Below are 18417 nucleotides of genomic sequence, written 5' to 3'. Positions count from 1 at the left end.
CCCACGTGGTGGGGAAGGCGCACGCGTCCACGCTGGACGATGTGGCCAGGCTGGCGGGGGTCAGCAAGGCGACGGCGTCGCGTGCGATCAACGGCAGGTCCAAGGTGAGCGCGAAGGCGCAGGCCGCGGTCCTCGACGCCGTCCGGGAGCTCGGCTACACGCCGAACGGTGCCGCCCGCTCCCTCGTCATGCAGCGGACCGGCTCCGTCGCGGTGATCCTGCCCGAGTCGGACGAGCGCATCTTCTCCGACCCGTTCTTCGCGCGGATGCTGCACGCCGTGGCGCGCTCGCTGCGCGAGCACGACCTGCAGCTCGTGCTCCTGCTCGCCCAGCCGGGCGACGAGGCGCGGATGCTCCTCTACCTGCGCGGGCGCTACGTCGACGGCGCCATCGTCGCGTCCCACCACCGCGACGACCGTCTCGCCGAGCACCTCTCCGACCTCGGGCTCCCGTGCGTGTTCATCGGCACCCCGTGGGTCGGCGCCGACCGGGTCTCCGTCGTCGACAGCGACAACGCCGGTGCCGCCGCCCAGGCCGCACGGGTCCTGGTCGAGAGTGGTCGGCGCAGGATCGCCGCGATCGCCGGACCGCACGACATGCGCGCCGGCCACGACCGGCTCATGGGCTGGCGCCAGGAGCTGGACGCCGCGGGCCTGGACAGCAGCCGGGTCGCCTACGGCGACTTCACCGAGCACAGCGGGACCAAGGCCTGCGCCGAGCTCCTCGACATCGACGGCGACATCGACGGCATCTTCGCTGCCTCCGACCTGATGGCACTCGGCGCGATGCGCGAGCTCGAGGCCCGCGGCATCCGGGTCCCGGACGACGTCGCGATCGTCGGCTACGACGACCTCGGCGTCGCCGAACGCACCCAGCCGCCCCTGACCACGCTGCGCAACCCGATCGACCAGATGGTCACCGAGGCGGTCCGGCTCCTCACGGAGGCCATCGGCCAGGGTGGACGTGGCGCCCCGCGTCGCGTCGTCTTCGTGCCCGAGCTGGTGCGTCGCGACACCGTCTGAGCGTCGCGCCGGCAGGTCGGCGGCTTCACCACCGGGCGGTGCCTCACGGTGAGCGGCGGGCACACCACCTGGTCCCGCCCTCGCTCCGCCGTGTCGTCGGTCAGAGGTGCTCGCGGAGCCAGGCGAAGTCGGCCAGGTGCTCGCTCGCGCCGCCCGGCGTCTCGCAGATGACCGGGGCGCCCGCCTCCCGCACGACACCGGCGAACTCGTCGGGCGGGAGGTGGCCCGCGCCGAAGTTGGCGTGCCGGTCGGCGCCCGAGCCGAACGCGTCGCGCGAGTCGTTGGCGTGCACGAGGTCGATGCGGCCGGTGATGGCACGGACCCGCTCGACGGCGTCGCCCAGGTCGATCCCACCGGCCCACGCGTGGCAGGTGTCGAGGCAGAACCCGACCTGCTCCGCGCCCTCGGCCGCCGAGATCGCGTCCCACACGCCGGCGATGCGGTCGAGGTGGCGCGCCATGGCGTTGTCGCCGCCTGCCGTGTTCTCGATGAGGAGCGGGATCTTGAGGTCGGTGGCCTCGATCGCCTTGCGCCAGTTGTCGAAGCCGACCGCCGGGTCGTCGCTCTTGTTGACGTGGCCGCCGTGGACGATCAGCCCCTTCGCCCCGATCTCGGCCGCGGCGTCCATGTGCTGCTGGAGCAGCTTGCGGCTCGGGATCCGGATCCGGTTGTTGGTCGTGGCGACGTTGACGATGTAGGGGGCGTGGACATAGAGGTCGACGCCGGCGTCCTCGGCCGCCGCGCGCAGCGCCGCCGGCCCGCCCTCGAACCGCACCTCGGGGCCCTGGTAGCCCTGGGGGTCGCCGAGGAAGAACTGCACGAGGCCGGTGGCGCGCGCGACGGCCTCGGCGACGGGGTCGGTCTGCTCGACGTGGGCGCCGATGGGGAGGGTGCTGGCGGTGCTCATGCGGCCCAGCCTAGGAGGACGTACAGACACCCGGCGACCACGCCGACCAGGGAGGCGACCGCCAGCCAGGCGAGCCAGTCCGCGCCGTCGGTGGGCACGGAGGGCGTACGCCGCGGGCGGGGAGCCGGCCCGAGCCGGTCGGGCACCGGCGGGCACTCGGGGGGCGGCACCGGGAGCCGCCGCAGCAGCCGCAGCGCCGCGTCGGCGGTGGCGATGCGCTGGGCGGGATCGGCGACCAGGAGCCGCTCGAGCAGCGGGCGGAGCGGGTGCGAGGGGATCGCAGGTTGGCCCGACGGCGGCAGCCCGGTGAGCAGCTCGAGGGCGACCCGCCCGACGGCGTAGAGGTCCTGCGCGGGGTCGGGCGGAGCGCCGCGCGCCTGCTCGGGCGCCATGTAGCCCTCGGTGCCGACGCCGCCGGGCACCGTGGTGAAGCGCCGGTCGGCCACGGGGGCCGCGACCCCGAAGTCGGCGAGCCGCAGGTGGGGCGGTCCGGTGCCGGTGGCCTCGAGGAGCAGGTTGGCCGGCTTGACGTCACGGTGCACCAGTCCCGCGGCGTGGACGGCACCGAGCCCCCTCAGCAGCTGCTCGACCAGCAGCGCCACCGTCCCCGCGTCGAGCGGGCCGTGCTCGCGCAGCAGCTGGGCCACCGAGCCGCCCGCCACCAGCTCCATCGCGAGCACGACGAGGTCGTCCTCCGCCGCCCAGCCGTGCGGTGCGACGACGTGCGGGTGCCGGACCCGCACCGCCTGCTCGCGCACGAAGCGCGCCAGCAGCGCGGAGCCGTGGCGCCCCAGCACCTTGAGCGCCACGTCGTGCCCGGTGCGCAGGTCACGCGCGCGCCACACCGAGCCCATCCCGCCGGCGCCGACCTGGTCGAGCAGCTGGTAGCGGCCCGCCACCACCGCGGGGGTGCGCGATCGGGTGCGGGAGGGGATGCGGGAGCGCGTCGGGACGGGCGTCATCGAGGAGGGGGTCGACGAGGGGGTCGCGGCCACCCGCCGACGCTAGCCCGGAGCGACGGCGCGTGGACCGTCCTCCACAGGCCGGTGCGACGATTCCAGCCGCCGGGGCGGTCGCTGATAATCTGCTCCGGTTGCCTTCGGGTGACCGTGCCGTGCGACCGATGTCGCCAGCCACGAACGCACAGTCCTCCTGCCACGGAGAGCCCGTGGCCGCTCTAGCCCAGAGGAGGTGGAGACCGCTATGCGTGCCTATGAAGTGATGGTCATCCTCGACCCGAGTCTCGACGAGCGCACCATCGAGCCGTCGCTCGACAAGTACCTCAACGTGATCCGCAAGGACGGTGGCTCGATCGAGTCGCTCGACGTGTGGGGTCGTCGCCGGATGGCGTACGAGATCAAGAAGAACGCCGAGGGCATCTACGCCGTCATCACGCTGACGGCCGAGCCCGCGACGGTCAAGGAGTTCGACCGCCAGCTCACGCTGAACGAGTCGATCCTGCGCACGAAGGTCATGCGTCCCGACGCCCACTGATCGCCCCGACGGGCGTCTGTGGATAGACCCTTCCCGCTGTCGGTGAGTGCCTGTTTGATGGGCGCAGCACCGGGAGCACCCGGATCAACCGGCACAGCAGCAGGACTTTCTGAGGAGACCTGACATGGCAGGCGAGACCACCATCACCGTGATCGGCAACCTCGTCGACGACCCGGAGCTGCGGTTCACCCCCTCGGGGGCCCCCGTGGCCAACTTCCGGATCGCGTCGACGCCGCGCACCTTCGACCGCCAGACCAACGAGTGGAAGGACGGCGACACGCTGTTCCTCTCCTGCGCGGTCTGGCGCCAGGCCGCGGAGAACGTCGCCGAGTCCCTCCAGCGGGGCATGCGTGTGATCGTCCAGGGTCGCCTCAAGTCCCGTCAGTACGAGACCCGCGAGGGTGAGAAGCGCACCGTCTTCGAGATCGACGTCGAGGAGGTCGGCCCGTCGCTGCGCAGTGCATCGGCCAAGGTCACCAAGACGACGCGACAGGGCGGCGGTGGCGGCTACTCCGGCGGCGGCGGTGGCGGCTACTCGGGTGGTGGCGGGCAGCAGTCCGCGCCGGCCGACGACCCGTGGTCCACCCCGGCGCCCGCCCAGGGCGGCGGCGGTTGGGGCGGCCAGTCCCAGGGCGGCCAGCCCCAGGGTGGCCAGTCGTCCCAGGGTGGCCAGTCCGCTCCGCCCAAGGACCCGTGGGCCACGCCCGGGGTCAGCGGCGGCAACGACGAGCCCCCGTTCTGAACCGGTTCCTGATCCGGACCACCTGCACCACGTTCACATTCCATTCCGTCCCTGATTGCCTTCAGGGCCGGGCTCACTGAAAGGGAGCACCACAATGGCCAAGGCAATTCTGCGCAAGCCCAAGAAGAAGGTCTGCCAGTTCTGCAAGGAGAAGGCGACCGGTGTCGACTACAAGGACACCACGCTGCTCCGCAAGTTCATCTCCGACCGCGGCAAGATCCGCGCCCGCCGCGTGACCGGCAACTGCGTCCAGCACCAGCGCGACGTGGCCATCGCCGTCAAGAACGCGCGCGAGCTCGCCCTGCTGCCCTACACGTCCACCGGTCGCTGAGAGGAGCACGGATCATGAAGCTCATCCTGACCCAGGAGGTCGACGGACTCGGCGCTCCCGGCGACGTGGTCGAGGTCAAGGACGGCTACGGCCGCAACTACCTCGTGCCCCGTGGTCTCGGCATCCGCTGGACCCGCGGTGGCGAGAAGACCATCGAGTCGATCAAGGCCGCCCGCACCGCCCGCGCGGTGCGCGACGAGGACCACGCCAAGGACGTCAAGGCCAAGCTCGAGGCCAACGCGGTCAACGTGAAGGTCCGCTCCGGTGAGGGTGGCCGCCTGTTCGGCGCCGTCACCACCACCGAGATCGCTGACGCGATCACGGCCGTCTCGGGCGAGAAGGTCGACCGCCGCACCATCGTGGTGGCCAACCCGATCAAGTCGCTCGGCGCCCACGAGGTGTCGGTCAAGCTGCACGACGAGGTGTCCGCCGCGGTGGCCCTCAACGTCGTTCCCGCCTGACCCGGCGCACGACACGACCACGGCCCGCCGCCCCTTCGGGGGTGGCGGGCCGTGGTGCGTCCGCGACCGGGCGACGCGGGGGGCGGTGGGTCACTGCGTGGGGTGGTCGCAACGCGTGGGGCGTCCGCTCGTGCCTGCGTGGTAGGCGTAGGTCCGAGAGCCGACGCGCAGCGTGATGCGTGAGCCCTCGACCACCGCCTGCGTGTAGGCCATCTCGGGCTCGGCGCAGCCGGGACTGCCGTCTCGCCACGTCACGTCCTCTACCGCGACCACCTCGACCGTGTCGGGGTCGACGCCGAGGGAGGCGGCGAGGTCGGCGACCGCGTGCGTGACGGCCGCCCCGGCCGGCAGGGAGGACGAGGGGGAGGACGAGGGGGAGGACGAGGGGCTGGCCGAGGGGGCCGGGTCCACGGCTGTCTGCTCGGGATCGGGCGATCCGCCCGGCGTCCCGCACGCGGTGAGGACCCAGGCCGCCGCGAGCAGGGTGAGGCGTCGGGGCGCGGTCGTCATGGCGGTGTGACGGGCGACCCGCTGGGAGTGTTCCGCGTGACCCCAGACGTCACCGGGGGAAGGTGGAGGCGATCTCGGAGCCCGGGGCGGAGGTCGTCCGCCGGGGTCGCCGGCCCTCAGCGGGCGGCGGCGCCGGTGACGAGCCAGTGGTCGCCGCGGGCCCGCCAGCCGAGCAGCAGCCCGCGCGCGCCCATGAACACGACCGTCATCGCCACCCAGACGGCGACCAGGCCGTGGGGGAGGGTGGCCGCCCACAGCGCCGCGGGGGCGTACGCCGCCAGCACCACCAGGCCGGCCCACGCGAGGTAGGCGCCGTCGCCGGCCCCGATCAGGACGCCGTCGAGGACGAAGACCACGCCCGCGACCGGCTGGCCGAGCGCCGCCACGAGCAGCACGGGCACCAGCAGGTCGCGCACCGCCGGGTCGGGGGTGAAGAGGACGCCGACGAACGGGGCGAGCGCCGCGAGCGCCAGCCCGGCGACGACGCCGCTGCCCCAGCCCCACCGCACCATGCGCCGGGTGAGGCGGCGGGTGCTCTCGACGTCGCCGCTGCCGAGTGCCCGGCCGGTGAGGGCCTGGGCCGCGATCGCGATGGCGTCGAGGCCGAAGGCGAGGAAGGTCCACAGCGTGATGGCGATCTGGTGGGTGGCGACGTTGACGTCGCCCGCCCCGGTGCCCACCCGCGTGACCGCGTAGGTGCCGACGAGCAGGCACGCCCGCAGCGCCAGGGTGCGGACGACCAGCGCGACGGCGGCGTGCGCGGCCGCGAGGATGCCGGCGCGGTCGGGGGCCAGGGGCGCCTCGTGCTCGCGGGCGGCGCGGACGACGACGACCAGGAACCACGCCGCGCTGAGCACCTGCGCGAGCACCGAGCCGATCGCCGACCCGGCGATGCCGAGGTCGAGGCCGTAGACGAGGACGAGGTTGAGGACGATGTTGAGCCCGTTGCCGACGACGGCGACGAGCAGGGGCGTACGCGTGTCCTGCAGGCCGCGGAGCACCCCGGTCGCGGCCAGCATCACCAGCAGCGGCGTGGTGCCGAGGAAGGCGATGCGCAGGTAGGTCTCGGCGTGCCCGGCCACCTCGGCGCCGGTGTCGAAGGCGCCCACGAGGGCCGGGGTGAGCGCGACGCCCCCGACGGTGGCGAGCACCCCGATCAGCACCGCGAGCCAGATCCCGTCGACCCCTTGGGCGAGGGCGGCACGGAGGTCGCCGGCCCCGAGGTGGCGCGCGACGCTCGCGGTCGTGCCGTAGGCGAGGAAGACGCACAGCCCGACGACCGTCTGCAGGACCACCGCCGCGACGCCGAGCCCCGCGAGCTCGGGGGTGCCGAGGTGTCCCACGATCGCGGCGTCGGAGAGCAGGAACATCGGCTCGGCCACGAGCGCGAGGAAGGCGGGGACAGCGAGTCGCAGGATCTCCCGGTCGGTCCTGCGGGCGGTCTCCCGGGCCGTCTCCGGGGCCGTCTCCGGTGCCGCGCCGGGATCCGACCCGGGGGTGGGGTGGGTGGTCGACCCCGGGGCTGGGTCCGGGGCTGACTCCGGGGGGCGGGCCGTCACGGACCCAGCCTAGGAACCTCCCGGCGCGGTGGCGGGGCGGGGACCCGGGCACCTCGCGGTCGCGTCGTCCATAGTCCATTGGGACTACCTGTGCATGGCCGTGTGGATGACGGCCGGTGGCGGTCGTCGGGGTCCGGGGACGACCCGGGCCGGCGGGCATCTTCCAGATGGCGGACAGATGAACGGTCCCGACGGCAACATATTTTCCCTCCACAGGGTGTGGGGCCCATCGGTGCAGGTCAGCGCGCTGAGCGGGGCTGATTCTCCACCTGTCTCCACAGCCTGTTCCACTGGCCGCCCGCGTGCTCACGCGTGTCGTCCACGGCGTTGCTCAGCTTGTCCACATGCCCTGTGGATAACTCGGCGTCGTCGGCTTCCCCCGGGACGCCGTGAGGACGTACGGTCCTGCGCGGGCCAGTGAGGAGACGACTGGTGGACCCGGGGGCGAGCGCGCCCTCGGCGACGAGGTCGTCGATGTCGGAGGTCGTCCCTACCGTCATGGTCGGCGGACCCGAGCGAGATGGAGGGAGCACCGGTGAGCGTCACCTTCGAGGGGGACACCGACGAGGCCTGGGGCGACGGCCCGGCGGCCTACGAGCCGGGCGCCTCGCCCCGCTCGCCGGGCAACCGGACGCCCCCGCAGGACAACGCCGCCGAGCAGAGCGTCCTCGGCTCGATGCTGCTGTCCAAGGACGCCATCGCCGACGTCGTCGACGTGATCAAGGGCGTCGACTACTACCGCCCCGCCCACGAGGTGATCCACGACGCGATCATCGACCTCTACGGCCGCGGCGAGCCGGCCGACCCGATCACCGTGGCGGCCGAGCTGGTCAAGCGCGGCGAGCTGCAGCGCATCGGCGGCGCCCCCTACCTCCACACCTTGTCGGCCAACGTGCCGATCGCGGCCAACGCCGGCTACTACGCCGAGATCGTGCGCGACAAGGCGATCCTGCGCCGCCTGGTCGAGGCCGGCACCCGCATCGCCGCCCTGGGCTACGCCGGCGAGGGGGAGATCGACGACGTCGTGGACCACGCGCAGGCCGAGGTCTACAAGGTCACCGACCGCCGGGCGAGCGTCGACTACGCCCCGCTGAGCGACATCATGAGCGGCGTCCTCGACGAGATCGAGGCCATCGGCAACCGCGAGGCCGGCCTCTACGGCGTGCCCACCGGCTTCGCCGACCTCGACGACCTGACCAACGGCCTGCACTCCGGCCAGATGATCATCGTCGCGGCCCGCCCGGCCATGGGCAAGTCGACTCTGGCCCTCGACTTCTGCCGTGCCGCGTCGATCCACAACAACCTGACCAGCTGCTTCTTCAGCCTCGAGATGACGCGCTCGGAGATCATGATGCGCCTGCTCTCCGCGGAGGCGAAGGTGCCGCTCAACCACATCCGCAACGGCACGATGCGCGACGACGACTGGGAGAAGCTCGCCCGCAAGATGGGCCAGGTCTCCGGTGCGCCGATGTTCATCGACGACAGCCCCAACATGACGATGATGGAGATCCGGGCCAAGGCGCGTCGGCTCAAGCAGCGCCACGACCTCAAGCTGATCGTGATCGACTACATGCAGCTGATGAGCTCGGGCAAGAAGGTCGAGTCGCGCCAGCTCGAGGTCTCGGAGTTCTCCCGCAACATCAAGCTCCTCGCCAAGGAGCTCGAGCTGCCGATCATCGCGCTGTCCCAGCTCAACCGTGGCCCCGAGCAGCGTGGTGACAAGCGCCCGATGATGAGCGACCTGCGTGAGTCGGGCTCGCTGGAGCAGGACGCCGACATGGTCATCCTGCTCCACCGCGACGACGTCTACGAGAAGGAGTCGACCCGCCCCGGCGAGGCCGACCTCATCGTGGCCAAGCACCGCAACGGCCCCACCCGCGACCTCACCGTCGCGTTCCAGGGCCACTACTCCCGCTTCGTGGACATGGCCCAGGGCTGATGCAGGCGCCGACGATGGTGTCACCGGGCGCGGACGGTCACCATCGACCGGCCCCGTCCCATGCGCGCGTCCCACGTCACGAAGGTTCCTCCGCGGTCGGCGTAGCGGGCGCGAAGGCCCACGTCGGGTCGCCGCCCGCTCTCCGTCGCGTCACCGGGAGCGCGGCCGTGTCGCGCTCTGGGGCGCCCGTGCCCATGCACGCCGGCCACCGCGCGTAGGCCCTGCCGCCCGTCTCGACGGGTGTCTCGACCCGGATTGCGTGGAATCCCCCACGTCCGCGCTCTGAGTCCCCGTCGCGTCCTGTGACCGGCCCCCGTCCGCGGATCCGGAGGCCGGGCCCGATCCCATGTCCCTGCGGCCGCGACGGGAGGGTGGCTCAACGGGTCGTCGGGCGGGCGGAATCTCGCCCGAAAGAAAAGATGGCAATGAATGCATAGATGGCATAGTGTGACGTCCGTCGCTCGCGCCGCTCCAGACGATCGGCCCGCGCCGCTCACAGCCCCAGGGAGGCACCCATGAACCGCGTCAGGATCACTTCGCTCGCTCTCGCACCGTCACTCGCCCTCGCCCTCGCTGCCTGCGGAGGCACGGGGGGCGACGACGCGTCCGCCGACTTCCCCAGCAAGGAGATCACCTGGGTCGTCCCGTACGACGCGGGCGGCAACACCGACTCGATCACGCGCACCGTGGCGGAGGCGATGTCCAAGGAGCTGGGCGAGGACATCGTGGTCGAGAACCGTCCCGGCGGATCGGGCGCCATCGGCATGCAGCACGTCCAGAACGCCGACCCCGACGGGCACACCATCGGGCTCTACACGACCGGGACGATGGTCGTCACCCCGCTGGTCAGCGACCTCGGCTACAGCGAGGAGGACTTCGACAACGTCGGCCTCATGCTCACCCAGCCCGTCGTCTTCCTGGCCATGCCCGACTCGGACTACTCCTCGATCGACGACCTCGTCGCCGCCGCGAAGGACGCGCCCGGCGACATCTCGATCGGCGTTCCGGGAGCGACCACGCCGCAGGGCTACGAGCTCGCCCGCATGGCCGAGGACTACGGCGTCGAGTTCACGCCGGTCCCGTTCGACTCCAACGCCGAGGTCGTGGCCGCGCTGCGCGGCGACAACGTCGACGCCATCGCGCTCAACGCCTCGCAGGACGTGGTGACCCAGATCGAGGCCGGCGACCTGACGCCGCTGGCGGTCGGTGAGCCCGAGCGGGTCACCTGGCTGCCCGACGTGCCGACGCTGAAGGAGTCCGGCTTCGAGGACCTCACGGTCTCGGGCACCCTGATCGGCCTCACCGCGCCCGCCGGGCTCGACGAGGACGTCCTGGCGGCTCTCGAGGATGCCCTCGAGGTCGCGCTGGAGGACGAGGCCGTCCAGGAGTTCCTCGGTGCGGACAACGTCCCGGACGAGTTCGTCGGGTCCGAGGCCGTGACCGAGCAGCTGGGCGAGCGCCGCGCGATCTACGAAGCGCTGATCGACAACTGAGCACAGAGCCCGGCTGGGTGAGGGCGGACCTCACCCAGCCGTGCCCCTGGGAGGGAGCAGGTGATGGTCCAGTCCGACGATGCGCCCGGCGACACCGCCGCGGCGGCGCCCGGGGCGGACGCGGGCGCTCGCTCGCCCCGCTCGTGGCGGCGGGAGCAGGCACACCGCCTGGCTCCGCTCCTGCTGACGGTCCTGGGCGGGCTCTGGGTCTGGCAGGCCTCGACGCTCGCCTTCGGTGAGGTCACCCGACCCGGTCCGGGGATGTGGCCGATGATCAACGCGGTCATCTTCACCGCCATCTGCGCGGCGCTGGTCCTGGTGGACCGGCGAGCCGACTACGAGAAGTGGTCGAAGCGCAGCCCGCAGGTGCTGGCCATGCTGGGGAGCCTGGCCGTCTACGTGGTCCTCTTCCAGGTGCTCGGCTTCCTGCTCGCCTCCACCCTGATGCTCGCGGTCTGGCTGCGTGTCTTCGGCCGGGAGTCGTGGCGGTGGACGCTCGCGCTCTCGGTCGGGGGAGCCGTCGTGTTCTGGATCATCTTCGACCGGCTCCTCGGGGTGCCCTTCCCCGCCGGTGTGTTGCTCGAACGGATCGGAGGCTGAGTCATGAGCGGTCTTCTCGACGGCTTCGCGCAGATGATGGACCCGCAGACGCTCCTCTTCGTCTTCGTCGGTGTCACGATCGGCACCCTGGTGGGCGTCCTGCCGGGGCTCGGGCCCACGGCCACGATCGCGCTGCTCCTCCCGCTGACCTACACGATGGAGCCCACGCAGGCGATCGTGATGCTCGCGGGGATCTACTACGGCTCGATGTACGGCGGGACCATCACGTCGGTCCTGCTCAGGCTCCCCGGCGAGGCGGCCTCGGTCGTGACCACGTTCGACGGGTATGCCATGACGCGTGCCGGCCGGGCCGGCCCCGCTCTCGGGATCGCCGCGATCGGGTCGTTCATCGGCGGGACCATCGCCGTGGTGGGGCTCACCCTGCTGGCACAGCCCATGGCCGAGCTGGCCGTGAAGTTCGGGCCGCCGGAGTACGTCGCCCTCACGGTCGTCGGCATCACGCTGGTCACCTACCTGGGCAGCTCCTCGACGTGGAAGGCCCTCGCCATGGCGGCGCTCGGCCTCCTGCTGGCCACCGTCGGCTCGGACTCCATCACAGGCAGCTCCCGTTTCACGTTCGGTGAGGTCTCGCTCCTCAGCGGACTGGACTTCGTGGCCATCGCCATGGGCCTGTTCGGCGTCAGCGAGATCCTCTACTCCCTGGAGCAGACCGAGACCGCGCAGACCGTGAAGGCGAAGGTCAGGGGCGTGTGGCCCAAGCGCCAGGACCTCCGCGACTCCAGCGGGGCCATCGCTCGCGGCTCCGTCCTGGGCTTCTTCATCGGCATCCTGCCCGGCGGCGGCGGAGTCATCTCCTCGATGGCGTCGTACGCCCTGGAGAAGCGCCGGGCCAAGGACCCGAGCAGGTTCGGCCGCGGGGCCATCGAGGGCGTCGCCGGACCGGAGACCGCGAACAACGCGTCGTCCACGTCGGCGTTCATCCCCCTGCTGACCCTCGGCCTGCCGCCGAACGTCGTCCTGGCGCTGATCTACGGCGCGCTGCTGATCCAGGGGGTGACGCCGAGTCCCCGCCTGATCGAGGAGCACCCCGACGTCTTCTGGGCCGTCATCGCGTCGATGTACGTCGGCAACCTGATGCTGCTCCTGCTGAACATCCCCCTCGTCGGGGTGTTCATCCGCGTGCTCCAGGTGCGGCCCGGGATCCTTGCGGCGTTCACCCTGCTGGTGACGATGGCCGGCGTCTACTCGGTCAACAACGAGGTCTTCGACATGTGGGTCGTCATCGGCTTCGGCGTGCTCGGCTGGCTGATGAAGAAGACCGGCTTCGAACCGGGTCCGCTCGTGCTCGCCTTCGTGCTCGGCCCGATCATGGAGCAGGCCTTCCGCCAGTCGCTGCTGATGTCCGGGGGCGACCTGGGCATCTTCGTCAGCCGGCCGCTCTCCGGCGGCATCCTCGTGACGCTCGTCGTGGCCATGGTCGTCATGGGCGTCCTGCGCACCCGTCTCCTGCGGCGCGCCGAGGAAGACGTCGAGGAGATCCTCGCGACCGAGAACGAGGCGTCGTCCGTGACGCCCACGAAGGAGGGGTGACGGGCATGGCCACCGTGCCTTCCTTCGATCCGGCCGCGATCACCGTGGCCGACGAGCTGCTGACCACCACGCGCGCGGTCCGCAAGCGGCTGGACCTCGAGCACGACGTCGACGACGCCCTTCTCCGCGAAGCGCTGGCCGCTGCCCGCCAGGCCCCCAGCGGGGGTGCGGAGGAGCCGCTGCGCTGGCTCGTGGTGAAGGACCCCGGCACCCGGGCGGCGGTGGGCGAGCTCTACCAGGCGGCGTACGCCGAGCTCGATCGCGCCCGGCCGGCCCCGTCGGGGGAGGCGGCCGGTCAGCTGACCAAGGTCCGGCAGAGCTCGGCCCACCTGGCCCAGGTGATGGGGAAGGTGCCCCGGATCGTCGTCGTCTGCTCGACCGCGCCCGCGCCGCAGGCGGCCGTCGGCGCCGAGGCGGCGAAGTTCTACGGCTCGGTGTACCCAGCGGTCTGGTCGTTCCAGCTCGCCGCCCGCGCCCGCGGTCTGGGCACCTGCCTGACCACGGTCGGCCTGCGGAGGTCCGGCGAGCTCGCCGGGGTCCTCGGGCTGCCCGACGACTGGACCCTGTGCGCGCTGCTGCCCGTCGCGCGCATCACCGGCACCACCCTGGGGGCGGCGCCCCGGCGCAACGGCGAGGAGGTCGTTCGATGGATCTGAGGTACACCGACCAGGAGGATGCCTTCCGCGCGGAGGTGCGCGGCTGGCTCGCCGAGAACGTCCCCCGGACGCCCCTGCCCTCGGGTGACACCGAGGAGGGATTCGCCGCCCACGTGGGCTGGGAGCGGTCGCTCTTCCAGGCGGGGTGGTCGGCCGTGTCGTGGCCGCGGGAGTACGGCGGACGCGACGCCTCGCTGTGGGAGTGGCTGATCTTCGAGGAGGAGTACGCCCGTGCCGACGCGCCGGCGCGCGTCACCCAGAACGGCATCTTCCTGCTCGCCCCGACCGTCTTCGAGTTCGGCACCCCCGAGCAGCAGCGGCGCATCCTGCCGCGGATGGCCGCGGCGGAGGACCTCTGGGCGCAGGGCTGGTCCGAGCCGGGCGCCGGCAGCGACCTGGCCTCCGTGCGGAGCCGGGCGGTCCGCGACGACGACGCCCAGGGCTGGCGGGTGAGCGGCCAGAAGACCTGGAGCACCCGCGGCGGCTTCTGCACGCACCTCTTCGGGTTGTTCCGCACGGACCCCGAGTCCGCCCGCCACCGCGGGCTGACCTATCTGCTGGTGCCGCTGGACGCGCCCGGTGTGACGGTCCGCCCCTTCCCGCGCCTGGACGGCGACCCCGGCTTCGCGGACGTCTTCTTCGACGACGTCCTCGTGCCCGACCGCGACGTGCTGGGCGGCGTCGGGGAGGGGTGGCGCGTCGCGATGTCGACCACCGGCTCCGAGCGCGGCCTCACCCTGAGGTCGCCGGGACGGTTCCGGCGCACGGTCGCCCGGCTCCTCGAGCTGGCCGAGCAGCACCCCGAGCGGGTCTCCGGAAGCCTGCACGACCGCCTCGTCGAGGCGTGGATGGACGCCGAGGCCTACCAGCTGTTCACCCTCAGGCAGGTCACCCAGATCACGGAGGGCCACCAGGTGGGGGCCGAGTCGAGCCTGAACAAGGTCTTCTGGTCGGAGATGGACGTCCGGCTCCACGAGATCGCGATGGAGCTCCTCGGGGCCGAGGCGCAGGTCGACTCGGTGTGGCCGCGGGGCTTCCAGTTCGCGCTCGGCGGAACGATCTACGCGGGGACCAACGAGATCCAGCGCAACATCATCAGCGAACGCATCTTGAAGCTGCCACGGAAGTAGGAGCGGTGGGAAACACATGAGATTCGATCTGACCGAGGAGCACCGGGCGCTGGCCGAGGTGACCGCGTCCCTCCTCGCCGAGCTCTGCCCGCCGGAGTTGCTGGCGCGTGCGTGGGAGTCGGACCCGGGCGGAGCCCCGGACCCGGAGGTCGAGCGGCTCTGGAACGCCCTCGCCGAGCTCGGTGTCCACCGGCTCCTGCTCGACGAGGCGTCGGACGGGCTCGGCCTGGACGAGGTGGCGCTCGCCGTCGTGTGCGAGGAGCTGGGCCACAGCGCCGTTCCGCTCCCGGTCGCCGAGACCATCTGCGCCATGCCCGTCCTCGCCGCGGCCGGTCGCGACGACCTGGTCGATCCCGCCCGCGACCGCGCGCCGCTCGTGGCGTGGTGGCCGGAGCCCGCCGCGCTCGCCGCGTGGGGTCACCAGGCCACCGTCGGGCTGGTCGGCGAGGACGGCGAGAGCCCCGCGCTCCGGCTGCTCGACCCGCCCGCGGCCCGCGTGGTCGACGTGCCGCTCGACAGGTGTCGGCCGCTCGCCCGGCTCGGAGACGATCCGACCGGCGGACAGCCGTTGGAGCTCGCCGCGTCCGACGTCGCCGCCCTCCGCCTCCGCCTCCAGCTGGCCGCGGCGGCACAGCTGGTCGGCCTGGCGCGCCGGATGCTGGCGATGACCCTGGACTACGTCCGCGGTCGCGAGCAGTTCGGCGTCCCCGTCGGCAGCTTCCAGGCCATCAAGCACGCTCTCGCCGACGTCCACCTCCGCGTCGAGTTCGCGCGTCCCGCCGTGTGGCGGGCGGCGTGGTCGATGTCGAGCGGGGACTCGGCGGCCGAGTCGCACGTCTCGATGGCCGTGCTGGCCTCGGTGCGGGCGGCCAAGGAGGCGGCGCGGGTCACCATCCAGGCGCACGGCGCCATGGGCTACTCCGCGGAGTATCCGCTGCACATGTTCGCCAAACGCGTGTGGGCGCTGGAGGCCTCGGTGGCGCCCGCCGACCATCGCCGGATGCTCGGCCGAGCACTCGGCGTACCCACCACCACGAGAAGGGCAAGCGCCTGATGACTTCCGATGCGACCGTGCTGCACGAGCGGCTCGGGCAGGTCTCCATGATCACCATCAACCGCCCGGAACGGCGCAACGCGCTCGATCCCGCCACCCACCTGGAGCTGCGACGCGCGCTCCAGGAGGCGGACCTCGACCCGGCGACCAGGGTGATCGTGCTCACCGGCGCGGGTCAGGGCTTCTGCGCCGGGGGCGACGTCAAGGAGATGGCGGGCAAGGACAGCTACGGCTCCAAGGACCGGGTGCTGTCGGTGGGGCGGGACCTCATCGACATCCTGCTCCGGCTCGAGAAGCCGATCGTCGCGATGGTGAACGGCGCCGCCGTGGGACTCGGTGCGACGATCGCGCTGATGTGCGACATCGTCTACATGGCCGAGGACGCGCGGATCGGCGACCGCCACGTCAACGTCGGGCTGGTCGCCGGCGACGGTGGCGCGGTCGTGTGGCCGCTGCTGATCGGTCCGGGCCGGGCCAAGGAGCACCTGCTCACCGGCCGCCTCATCGACGGGCGTGAGGCCGCGGCCATGGGCCTGGTCTCGCGCGCGGTCCCCGCCGCGGAGCTCCGTGCCGAGGTGCTGGCGCTCGCCGAGGAGCTCGCGGCCCAGCCCCCGTACGCCCTGCGCGCGACGAAGGCCTCCATCAACAAGGCCATCCAGGCCACGGCCAACCAGGTGCTGGACCTGTCCTTGGCCTACGAGCACCTCTCGATGCGCACGGCGGACCACCAGGAGGCGCTGAGCGCCCGTGCGGAAGGGCGTCCTGGTGTCTACACCGGTCAGTGAGGCACGCGAGGTCAGCCCGGTGGGCGACGCCGACGGGGCACGCGAGGAGCTGGTGCCGCGCCTGTTCGACCCGCGCAGCATCGCGGTCGTCGGCGCGTCGTCGGACCCGGTGAAGGCGGCGGGGCGGACGCTGCGCTACCTCCAGCGGTACGGCTTCGCCGGACCGATCTACCCGATCAACCCCGCCCGCACGGAGGTGCAGGGCCTGCCGTGCTACCCCAGCCTCGAGGCCCTGCCGGAGGTCCCCGACCTGGCGGTGATCGTGCTCCCCAGCACGGCCGTCGTCGAGGCCGTCGAGAGGTGCGCCGTCGCCGGGGTCGCGGTGGCGGTGGTGTTCGCGTCCGGGTTCAGCGAGACCGGCGAGGAGGGCCGCCTGCTCGAGGAGCAGCTGGCTCGGGTCACCCGCGAGCACCCGATCCGGGTCGTCGGGCCCAACTGCAACGGCGTCATCGGGGTGGCGTCGGGTGCGACGACCACCTTCATGTCCGGCATCGACGACCCCGACCTCACCCTGCGCGACGACGGGGTCGCCTTCGTCTCGCAGAGCGGTGCCATGGGTGCCTTCATCCTCACCGAGGCGCAGTACTCGGCCCTCGGTGTCGGGCGGTTCGTCAGCACCGGCAACGAGGTCGACGTGAGCCTGGCCGAGGTCGTCGGCGCCCTGGCGGAGGACCCCGCGACCCGCGTGGTCCTCGGCTACGTCGAGGGCGTCCGGGAGCCGGGACGGTTCCGCGACGCGCTGGCCACGGCGCAGCGCCGTGGCGTGCCGGTGTGCCTGATGAAGGTCGGCCGCTCCGCCGCAGGCGCGGAGGCGGCCGCCTCCCACACCGGCGCCCTCGCCGGTGAGGACGTCGTCTTCGACGGTCTCCTCACCCAGCACGGGGTCATCCGCGCGCACAGCGTCGACGAGCTGCTCGACCTCGGGAGGGTCTTCGCCTTCACCCCGCGCCCCGCGGGGCGGCGGCTGTCGATCCTGACCCTGTCGGGCGGAGCGGGAGTGCTGATGACCGACGCCGCCGCGGACCACGGACTGGAGGTCGCGCCCTGGACCGGCAGCTGGGCGCAGGACATGCGGGAGGTCCTCCCGGCGTTCGCCAGCGTGCGGAACCCGATCGACCTCACCGGGGCCCTGGTCAGCGACACCGAGCTGCTGCGCCCGGCGCTGGAGCTGGCGGTCGAGCACCCGGAGACCGACGTCGTGATGGTGATGCTCGGCAACATGCAGAACCAGGAGGCGGACGCCTGCCGGCTGATCGCCGAGGTGGCCGCCACGACCCACAAGCCGGTCGTGACCGTCTGGGTCGGTGGCACCGGGAGTGCGGTACGCCGCCTCGCCGAGGCCGGGCTCCCCGCGTTCACCGACCCGGTCCGTGCCGTTCGCGCCGTGGCCCGGCTGGTGGACCACTTCTGCGAGCCGGCCACCTCGTCGACCCCGGTCGGTGGCGACGGGGACGGCGGGTCCGCGCACGCCGCCCCGGCGCCCAGCTCGGGCACGACCTCCTCGGCCCTCGACGAGGTCGCGGCCAAGGAGCTGGTCCGGCGGCACGGCGTGCAGACCGTCGCCGAGCGGGCGGTGCACACCTCTGCCGAGGCGGCCGAGGCGGCGGAGGCGCTCGGCTTCCCGGTCGTCGTCAAGCTGCTCTCCACCGAGGTCCCGCACAAGTCCGACCACGGACTGGTCGCGGTCGGCCTGCGCGACAGTGGGTCGGTGGCGACGACCGCCGAGGAGATCCTCGCCCGGGCCGGTGCCATGGGCGTGGCGGACCGGCGGCTGGTCGTCCAGGAGATGGTGGCGGGTGAGACTGAGCTGATCCTCGGAATGCGCCGGGACGCTATCTTTGGCCCCGTGGTGGTCCTCGGCGTCGGCGGCGTCCTCACCGAGCTGGCATCGGACGTCCAGGTCCGTCTCCCACCGCTCGAGGAGCGTGACGCGATCTCGATGATGGACGGCCTGCAGTACAGCGAGCTGCTCAAGGGCCCCCGCGGCCGGGTGCCGGTCGACCGCGACGCGCTCACCAGGACGATCCTGGCCTTCGGCGAGTTCGTCCTCCAGGAGGGCGACGCACTGGAGACCGCCGAGCTCAACCCACTGGTCGTCGACAGCGACGGGATCCCGGTCGCGGTGGATGCGCTGGTGGTGAGGGCGACCACCGACGTCCCGTGACGCCGCGCTGCGCCGGCCA

At 72.4% G+C, this 18417-nt stretch carries 18 protein-coding genes; 14 read left to right on the top strand and 4 right to left on the bottom strand.

What is annotated here, in order from left to right; all coding sequences use genetic code 11:
* Nucleotides 1–5: 5 nt before the first annotated feature.
* Entirely contained in the window at nucleotides 6–1022 is a 1017-nt protein-coding gene (locus tag AC54T2_RS04205) for a LacI family DNA-binding transcriptional regulator (RefSeq protein WP_241005265.1), read from the top strand.
* A 100-nt stretch (nucleotides 1023–1122) separates the two neighbouring features.
* On the opposite strand, the gene AC54T2_RS04200 is transcribed toward AC54T2_RS04205, so the two are convergent.
* A complete protein-coding gene (locus AC54T2_RS04200) occupies nucleotides 1123–1929 on the bottom strand; it encodes a deoxyribonuclease IV (RefSeq protein ID WP_496665603.1) in 807 nt (268 codons plus the stop codon).
* Entirely contained in the window at nucleotides 1926–2924 is a 999-nt protein-coding gene (locus AC54T2_RS04195; RefSeq protein WP_496665602.1) for a serine/threonine-protein kinase, read from the bottom strand. The genes AC54T2_RS04200 and AC54T2_RS04195 overlap by 4 nt, the downstream gene beginning before the upstream one ends.
* A gap of 208 nt (nucleotides 2925–3132) precedes the next feature.
* Between AC54T2_RS04195 and rpsF the strand changes: the two genes are divergently transcribed.
* The 4 genes from rpsF to rplI all read left to right on the top strand — a co-directional run bounded on the left by rpsF (nucleotide 3133) and on the right by rplI (nucleotide 4957).
* On the top strand, nucleotides 3133–3423 hold the full coding sequence (rpsF, locus tag AC54T2_RS04190; protein ID WP_186339658.1) for a 30S ribosomal protein S6: 291 nt from the start codon (nucleotides 3133–3135) through the stop codon (nucleotides 3421–3423).
* Between the two features lie 124 nt (nucleotides 3424–3547).
* Complete coding sequence (locus AC54T2_RS04185) at nucleotides 3548–4165, top strand: single-stranded DNA-binding protein (RefSeq protein ID WP_496665601.1); 618 nt, start codon at nucleotides 3548–3550, stop codon at nucleotides 4163–4165.
* A 94-nt stretch (nucleotides 4166–4259) separates the two neighbouring features.
* Complete coding sequence (rpsR, locus tag AC54T2_RS04180; protein ID WP_056603689.1) at nucleotides 4260–4496, top strand: 30S ribosomal protein S18; 237 nt, start codon at nucleotides 4260–4262, stop codon at nucleotides 4494–4496.
* 14 nt (nucleotides 4497–4510) lie between these two features.
* On the top strand, nucleotides 4511–4957 hold the full coding sequence (gene rplI / locus AC54T2_RS04175) for a 50S ribosomal protein L9 (protein WP_186339656.1): 447 nt from the start codon (nucleotides 4511–4513) through the stop codon (nucleotides 4955–4957).
* A gap of 90 nt (nucleotides 4958–5047) precedes the next feature.
* On the opposite strand, the gene AC54T2_RS04170 is transcribed toward rplI, so the two are convergent.
* Together AC54T2_RS04170 and AC54T2_RS04165 are read right to left on the bottom strand one after the other, a co-directional pair.
* Complete coding sequence (locus tag AC54T2_RS04170) at nucleotides 5048–5467, bottom strand: DUF8738 domain-containing protein (RefSeq protein WP_496665600.1); 420 nt, start codon at nucleotides 5465–5467, stop codon at nucleotides 5048–5050.
* 116 nt (nucleotides 5468–5583) lie between these two features.
* A complete protein-coding gene (locus AC54T2_RS04165; RefSeq protein WP_241005463.1) occupies nucleotides 5584–6885 on the bottom strand; it encodes an MATE family efflux transporter in 1302 nt (433 codons plus the stop codon).
* 676 nt (nucleotides 6886–7561) lie between these two features.
* Here AC54T2_RS04165 and dnaB point away from each other — a divergent pair.
* The 9 genes from dnaB (at nucleotide 7562) to AC54T2_RS04120 (ending at nucleotide 18398) form a co-directional block, all read left to right on the top strand.
* Nucleotides 7562–8965 carry a replicative DNA helicase gene (gene dnaB, locus AC54T2_RS04160; protein WP_241005264.1) on the top strand — a complete coding sequence of 468 codons (1404 nt, stop codon included), beginning with the start codon at nucleotides 7562–7564 and terminating at the stop codon, nucleotides 8963–8965.
* Between the two features lie 515 nt (nucleotides 8966–9480).
* On the top strand, nucleotides 9481–10458 hold the full coding sequence (locus tag AC54T2_RS04155) for a Bug family tripartite tricarboxylate transporter substrate binding protein (protein WP_186339652.1): 978 nt from the start codon (nucleotides 9481–9483) through the stop codon (nucleotides 10456–10458).
* A gap of 63 nt (nucleotides 10459–10521) precedes the next feature.
* On the top strand, nucleotides 10522–11058 hold the full coding sequence (locus AC54T2_RS04150; RefSeq protein WP_496665599.1) for a tripartite tricarboxylate transporter TctB family protein: 537 nt from the start codon (nucleotides 10522–10524) through the stop codon (nucleotides 11056–11058).
* A gap of 3 nt (nucleotides 11059–11061) precedes the next feature.
* Nucleotides 11062–12609: a tripartite tricarboxylate transporter permease gene (locus tag AC54T2_RS04145; RefSeq protein WP_496665598.1), complete on the top strand. Its 1548-nt coding sequence runs from the start codon at nucleotides 11062–11064 to the stop codon at nucleotides 12607–12609.
* 5 nt (nucleotides 12610–12614) lie between these two features.
* Nucleotides 12615–13265: a nitroreductase family protein gene (locus AC54T2_RS04140; protein ID WP_489976389.1), complete on the top strand. Its 651-nt coding sequence runs from the start codon at nucleotides 12615–12617 to the stop codon at nucleotides 13263–13265.
* Nucleotides 13256–14395 (top strand): acyl-CoA dehydrogenase family protein, encoded by a 1140-nt coding sequence (locus tag AC54T2_RS04135; RefSeq protein ID WP_496665597.1) that lies wholly within the window; start codon nucleotides 13256–13258, stop codon nucleotides 14393–14395. Before AC54T2_RS04140 ends, AC54T2_RS04135 begins: the two co-directional genes overlap by 10 nt.
* A 16-nt stretch (nucleotides 14396–14411) precedes the next feature.
* Nucleotides 14412–15449, top strand: coding sequence for an acyl-CoA dehydrogenase family protein (locus AC54T2_RS04130; protein WP_496665596.1), 1038 nt, complete (start codon nucleotides 14412–14414; stop codon nucleotides 15447–15449).
* Nucleotides 15449–16234 (top strand): enoyl-CoA hydratase/isomerase family protein, encoded by a 786-nt coding sequence (locus tag AC54T2_RS04125; RefSeq protein ID WP_496665595.1) that lies wholly within the window; start codon nucleotides 15449–15451, stop codon nucleotides 16232–16234. The genes AC54T2_RS04130 and AC54T2_RS04125 overlap by 1 nt, the downstream gene beginning before the upstream one ends.
* Entirely contained in the window at nucleotides 16215–18398 is a 2184-nt protein-coding gene (locus tag AC54T2_RS04120; protein WP_496665594.1) for an acetate--CoA ligase family protein, read from the top strand. The genes AC54T2_RS04125 and AC54T2_RS04120 overlap by 20 nt, the downstream gene beginning before the upstream one ends.
* The last annotated feature ends 19 nt before the right edge of the window (nucleotides 18399–18417 follow it).

The sequence above is a fragment of the Nocardioides sp. Z35_8 genome (assembly GCF_059621125.1).
Note: the sequence above shows the minus strand (reverse complement) of the source record. Positions and strands in the feature narration are given on the sequence as shown.

Excerpts from the sequence above, each read along its gene's own strand:
- AC54T2_RS04200 (WP_496665603.1), bottom strand. The coding sequence starts at position 1,929 with ATGAGCACCGCCAGCACCCTCCCCATCGGCGCCCACGTCGAGCAGACC.
- rpsF (WP_186339658.1), top strand. The coding sequence starts at position 3,133 with ATGCGTGCCTATGAAGTGATGGTCATCCTCGACCCGAGTCTCGACGAG.
- AC54T2_RS04185 (WP_496665601.1), top strand. The coding sequence starts at position 3,548 with ATGGCAGGCGAGACCACCATCACCGTGATCGGCAACCTCGTCGACGAC.
- rpsR (WP_056603689.1), top strand. The coding sequence starts at position 4,260 with ATGGCCAAGGCAATTCTGCGCAAGCCCAAGAAGAAGGTCTGCCAGTTC.
- rplI (WP_186339656.1), top strand. The coding sequence starts at position 4,511 with ATGAAGCTCATCCTGACCCAGGAGGTCGACGGACTCGGCGCTCCCGGC.
- AC54T2_RS04170 (WP_496665600.1), bottom strand. The coding sequence starts at position 5,467 with ATGACGACCGCGCCCCGACGCCTCACCCTGCTCGCGGCGGCCTGGGTC.
- AC54T2_RS04155 (WP_186339652.1), top strand. The coding sequence starts at position 9,481 with ATGAACCGCGTCAGGATCACTTCGCTCGCTCTCGCACCGTCACTCGCC.
- AC54T2_RS04150 (WP_496665599.1), top strand. The coding sequence starts at position 10,522 with ATGGTCCAGTCCGACGATGCGCCCGGCGACACCGCCGCGGCGGCGCCC.
- AC54T2_RS04145 (WP_496665598.1), top strand. The coding sequence starts at position 11,062 with ATGAGCGGTCTTCTCGACGGCTTCGCGCAGATGATGGACCCGCAGACG.
- AC54T2_RS04140 (WP_489976389.1), top strand. The coding sequence starts at position 12,615 with ATGGCCACCGTGCCTTCCTTCGATCCGGCCGCGATCACCGTGGCCGAC.
- AC54T2_RS04135 (WP_496665597.1), top strand. The coding sequence starts at position 13,256 with ATGGATCTGAGGTACACCGACCAGGAGGATGCCTTCCGCGCGGAGGTG.
- AC54T2_RS04130 (WP_496665596.1), top strand. The coding sequence starts at position 14,412 with ATGAGATTCGATCTGACCGAGGAGCACCGGGCGCTGGCCGAGGTGACC.
- AC54T2_RS04125 (WP_496665595.1), top strand. The coding sequence starts at position 15,449 with ATGACTTCCGATGCGACCGTGCTGCACGAGCGGCTCGGGCAGGTCTCC.